The organism is Gemmatimonadota bacterium (genome assembly GCA_026706345.1).
Classification (GTDB): Bacteria; JAAXHH01; JAAXHH01; order JAAXHH01; family JAAXHH01; genus JAAXHH01.
Window position 1 is genome coordinate 15,916 of record JAPOYX010000285.1, and the last position, 5,369, is coordinate 21,284.

General features: G+C 64.1%; 5 protein-coding genes. All 5 read right to left on the bottom strand.

From position 1 onward, the window contains the following. Positions 1 to 750 (bottom strand): M23 family metallopeptidase (locus tag OXG98_19940; protein ID MCY3774282.1); only part of this gene is annotated, 750 nt, incomplete at its 3' end. Between the two features lie 98 nt (positions 751 to 848). Continuing rightward, entirely contained in the window at positions 849 to 1,709 is an 861-nt protein-coding gene (locus OXG98_19945; GenBank protein MCY3774283.1) for a sigma-70 family RNA polymerase sigma factor, read from the bottom strand. Positions 1,710 to 1,886: 177 nt separating this feature from the next. Next, complete coding sequence (locus OXG98_19950) at positions 1,887 to 3,146, bottom strand: lactate racemase domain-containing protein (protein ID MCY3774284.1); 1,260 nt, start codon at positions 3,144 to 3,146, stop codon at positions 1,887 to 1,889. Between the two features lie 117 nt (positions 3,147 to 3,263). Further along, positions 3,264 to 4,676, bottom strand: coding sequence for an FAD-binding oxidoreductase (locus OXG98_19955; GenBank protein MCY3774285.1), 1,413 nt, complete (start codon positions 4,674 to 4,676; stop codon positions 3,264 to 3,266). A 24-nt stretch (positions 4,677 to 4,700) separates the two neighbouring features. Continuing rightward, a partial coding sequence (locus OXG98_19960) for an FAD-binding oxidoreductase (GenBank protein ID MCY3774286.1) occupies positions 4,701 to 5,369 on the bottom strand: 669 nt, incomplete at its 5' end.

A 5,369-nucleotide genomic window follows, 5' to 3' on the forward strand; every position in this document is an offset into this window, starting at 1 on the left:
GACGGTCAAAGCCATTGAGCCCGGCGCCATAATCATTAGCGGCGCCCCCTCGCCCACATACCGGCCGAGGCTCGCGTTCACTCCGGTCCTCGAAACCACTCCGTAAGCCGTCGCCCGTACCGGCTCGTCCCGGTTCGCGGCGATGTCCAGGCCGCCGTGCACGCGCTGCTCGTCGCTCAACAGGTTGCGCGATGAGCCGAAGGATCTCGAAACGGCACCGCGTACCGGCGGCACGATGGGGATGCCGTGCCAGTATGCCTCGTCCTCCCTGGACCTTGCTTCGATGGACTGCAGGCCAGCCAGTTCCGCGCGGGTTTCGGCCAGCAGCCGGTCGATCCGCCCGCCGACCCTGCGGACAGCCGCCTCGGGCGATTCGAACCATTCGATAGATGCCTGGGACGAGGCGGAATCGACGGCTCCGGCGGCCGGACTGGACGCATCGGTTCCGTGCACGATCTTGCCTATGTCCGCCGCCCGTTCCGACAGGGTCGAGATCTGCGATTCGAGTGTGCCGTCCAATGCGTGGAGGGCCCGCATCTGGTCCTGCAGCCGGGCGTTTTCCCTCTCCCTCTCCGCCAGGGCTCCGCCGTCCAGCAGGGTAACCACATAGGGCGCGCCAAAGTGCCACCCCGCCAGCATCAGGAGCACGAGGGCGGAGAGACCGGTCAGGATCGACCAGATGCCGTATTCCCTGGGATCGTCCTTGGCATTGGCCGGCATATGGATGAATGAAACGAGTCTGCGCCGCATCTTACAAGACTCCGCGCTCCGGCGGGTGCGACTCTCTCGCAGGACGAGAATCGGCGGGATGCCGGGGTGGATCCCGCCGCGTCACGGATGGGGATCGATCAGTTCAGATAGGCTCGAAGCTTCTGGCTTCTGGAGACGTGGCGAAGTCTGCGCAACGCCTTCTCCTTGATCTGGCGCACGCGTTCCCTCGTGAGATTGAACCGGGATCCGATCTCCTCCAGGGTATGGGATTTCTCCATGTTGATGCCGTAGTACAGCGCAATCACAGCCGCTTCCCTTTTGGTCAGGGATCCGAGCGCCCTGAAGATCTCTTCTTTCAGCGAATCCACCATGAGGGCTTCGTCGGGCGCATCCTGGTCGTCATCCTCGATGAGATCCAGCAACCGGTTGTCTTCACCCGCTTTGAGCGGCGCATCCAGCGATACGTGGCGGCTCGCGATGCGCATCGTGTCCTTCACGTCGCCGGGATTCATATCCAGTTCCTGCGCGATTTCCTCTGTGCTGGGTTCGCGGCCGAATTCCTGCTCGAATTCACTGGACAGCCTGCCGATCTTGTGGAGCGTGCCGACGCGGCTCAGGGGCAGCCGGACAATGCGGGACTGTTCGGCGAGCGCCTGGAGAATGGACTGCCTGATCCACCAGACCGCGTACGAGATGAACTTGAAGCCCTTGGTCTCGTCGAATCGCTTGGCCGCCTTGATCAATCCGATGTTGCCTTCGTTGATCAGGTCGGACAGGGAGAGACCCTGGTTCTGGTACTGCTTGGCCACGCTGACCACGAAACGGAGGTTGGACGCGGTAAGCTTTTCCAGCGCCTTCTGGTCGCCGGCCCGGACCGACCGGGCCAGTTCGGTTTCTTCTTCGGCCATTAACAGCGGCACGTTGCCGATCTCCTGAAGATAGAGATCGAGCGAACGGTCTTCCGACACCGCCGATTGGGTTTTCGTTAAGGTACTCACGTGCTCTGACGACTCCTGTTTGACAGTTTGACATCGGGGCTGTTTTCGCCCCGCTTACCCTGAATCTCCCGCCAGTTACGGCGCTCCGGCCAACTCCGCCGAAAACTGACAAATTTGTTAAGATACAAAATCTCGGCATTTTGTCAACAAAAAACGGACAGGACCCGGTGGAGCGGGTCAGCGGGGCAGGGCGCCAAGGGTACCGTGACCATCGAATTCGAGCGAGGCGCGTTCGCCCGAGATTTCGATGTCTTCCCGGCCTGCTATCTCTTCCGCCAGGGCGTCTGAAACCGCGATGCGTCCGAGGGAAAGCGTGTTTTTGATGCGAACGGCGCGCCCGTCCCCGGGCGGTTTCATCCCGATGGTGGAAAAAGCAGCCTCGATGACTTCGCGGTCGGTGTCGAGAAACACGGGGATACGGGATTTCTGCGGGCTCATGCCCGTGATGGAATTAACATAGGTATACCGGTGATTGATCTTGTCCACCAGGCGGCGGGTGGTGAAATCGGCCAGTCCGATGCCCACGGCGTTGCCCTCGCTCTCCGGGGTCAGGTCGCGGACGATGATACGCAGGATCCGCGGGCTCGCGGGCTCGGTCTCGAAATTCTGCATGCGGCGGCCGATGATGTTCGTGTCCATCCCGGTCCCGCTGATGTTCTTGCCCATCTCGTCGACGATCAATATGTCGATATCATCGGACGGAAGGCGGGGCATGAGGCGCTGCGCCTCCTGGAAGAGCCGGCGTTCTTCCTGCTGCAGGACGCACGCCGGAACGCCGACGATATGGGCGGTCCGGTCGTAGGCGTTCTCGATGATGGCCAGGCCGAAGGCCACGGGCGCGTGCCGCAGCACGTGGTCCGACACGGTCGTGATCATGTGTTCGAATCCGTACTCGAATACCGCGCCGTGGTAATAGCTGGCGCCCTTCTGCTTGCCCAGGCCGATGGCCAGCATCTTCATCAGGCCGCTTCCGACCGATCCCTTGAAGTCCGTATGGGGCTTCACCCGGTTGACCACCACGATATGATCGGCGCCGAGGGCGTTCCGGTCGAGGTAGACGGGCAGCCCGTCCGCGGTCTCACCGAGACTCGCCGGATCAATGTCCGAGCGTATGGGACACCCGGTCGCCGCTTCGCTGATGCCGTAGTTTTCCAGGACCCTGCGCTGCCCTTCGGAAGTCGCCCCGCCGTGGCTGCCCATGGCCGGGACGACAAAGGGCTTCAGGCCGGCCCTGCCGAGCGCTGAAACGACGCTTCCGACGATGGTCGCGATGTTGCCGATCCCCCGGCTGCCGGTCGCGACGGCCACCGTGGCTCCGGGGCGCAGGCCCGTCTCCTCGATCATGCGGGAGACTTCTTCCCCGGTCGTTCCGGCGATGTCCTCGACGACGGGCGCGTCGAAGCGCTGGCGTATCTCCCTGAACTCAGGCAGTTTCATGCGGAACCCCCGTTTTATCAGCCGATATGTGCCGTATCCCGTCGCGGCGCATAGACGCAGAGACGGGCGCGGCGCGCCACTCGTATCAAAAACACGCTTCGCCGAAGACCGGCTCCGTCAGATCCCGTCCACGAACCGGCCGGGATTCAAGGTGCCTTTCGGATCGAAACGGTATTTCAGCATCTCCATGAGGTGCCGGTTTCCGCGGGCCGAGCCCCACACGCCGACCCGTTCCTTCAGGGCAGCCGGGGCGTGTTCCACGACGAAGGCGCCCTGTTGTTCCGAATGGGCTCGCAATGCTTCGATCACGCCCGCAAGACCGTCGAAATCCGCCTCCTGGAAGGGCCTTTCCCCGTAGAAGACGAAGGCGATGTGACCGCTGGCGAAATGGGAGAGCATGCCGCAGCCGATGGACAGGCGCCCGCAGCGCTCATCCGCCAGCCGATACAGCGCTTCCACCTCGTCCGGCGTAACGCTGGCGCGGCAGGTCACGCGGGACTGCATGCCCGGGGGGACGAGCCGGCCCGCGGGAAACGCCCGCATCGATGCAAGGGCCCGTCGGTACGCGTCCCCGTCCAGGCGAACGACGGCGGCCGCCCCCGTCTCGCGCAGGAGCCGTTCGCACTCCCCGATCTGCCAGTCGACCGTCTCTTCCGGACCGAACATGCCCGCGATGAGCGGAAAATCCCGATCGATCCGGTCACTGTCGCCTCCGTCATCGTCGCCGCGGGCGCCGTTGCCCCGCCCCCCGCCACACTCCCGTGCCAGCAGGGAACGGGTTACGGGATCGGCCAGTTCCAGGAAGGACGGCATGATCTCCGAATCCATGACGCGGAAGGCACATTCGGCCGCCGCCGATATGCCCGGCAGGCACCCGATGACCATCTTCCCCGCCGCCGGAAGGGGCTGGAGCTTGAGGTTCACCTCCGCCAGTATGCCGAGCGTGCCGAGGGAGCCGATGTACAGCTTGTTCAGGTCATAGCCCGCCACGTTCTTGACGACCTGCCCGCCGGACTTGACGATCATTCCGTCCGCCTGGACCACCCGGACCCCGATGACCATGTCCCGGGCCGTGCCGAAGGACGTCCGCAACACGCCGGAAGCGTTGGTGGCGAGTACCCCTCCGAGGGTGCCCGCGTCGCCGTGGGGCGGATCCAGGGGAAGATACTGGCCCCTTTCGCCCAGGCCGGCCTGCAGCCCGGCCAGGGTGATGCCCGCCTCGACGGTGGCCGTCTGGTCCGCGGGTTCGTGGGAAACGATCCTGTTCAGGCGCGCCAGGGAGACCACGATATCCGCCCGGGAGGGCGGATGGCCGAAGTCCATCTTGGTGCCGCCGCCCCGCGGAATCACGGAGTAACCCTGTTCCGAGGCCATTTTCACGGTGGCCGAGAGGGATTCCACGCTGTCCGGCGCCACGACGGCCGAGGGAACGACCCCGTCCACGGCATGGGCGGCCAGCGCTTCGCCGCTCGCGGGCGCATAGCCTTCCACGAGGGAGCCGAGTCTGCTGTGCAGCACCTCATCGGGCATGGGCGAACCTGTGTTCCGTCGAATCTAAAGCAGCGCGGCCTGTCGATTGGTGTATTTAAGCTCCGCCGTACCGCATCCGATGCAGGAGCGGTTCGTAGGAAACATCTTGCCGGGATTGCTGAGGTTGTCCTCGTCGAACACCTCTTTAATCGTTTCCATGGCCCGGATATCCGGTTCGTCGAAAACCAGGGGCATCAGGTCGACCTTTTCGTACCCGATCCCGTGTTCCCCGGTGATGGAACCCCCGAGGTCGACACAGGCCCGAAGGATCTCGTTGCTGGCTTCCACGGTCTTCCGCGCCTGTTCCGCGTCCCGGTCGTCATAGGCGATACAGGGATGGATGTTGCCGTCGCCGGCGTGGAATACGTTGCCGATCAGCAGTTCGTATTTCTCGGCCGTCGTCTGGATGACCCGCATGATGTCCGGTATCTTCGTCCGGGGGACCACGCCGTCCTGCACATAGTAACTGGGACTCAGCCGCCCCATCGCGCCGAAGGCCCGCTTGCGGCTCGTCCACAGCAGGGCGCGTTCCTTCTCGTCTTCGGCGGTGCGGATGTCGCGTGCCCGGTTCTCCCGGCAGACCGCGGTCACCGCTTCGGCCTGGGTGTCCAGCCCGGCTTCGTGTCCCTCGAGTTCGATGATCAGCACGGCTTCGGCGTCCAGGGGAAAACCGAAGTGGTAGGCCGCCTCGAT

Bases quoted from the DNA above. Each gene is read 5' to 3' on its own strand.
- OXG98_19950 (MCY3774284.1), bottom strand. From the start codon at position 3,146: ATGAAACTGCCTGAGTTCAGGGAGATACGCCAGCGCTTCGACGCGCCC.
- OXG98_19955 (MCY3774285.1), bottom strand. From the start codon at position 4,676: ATGCCCGATGAGGTGCTGCACAGCAGACTCGGCTCCCTCGTGGAAGGC.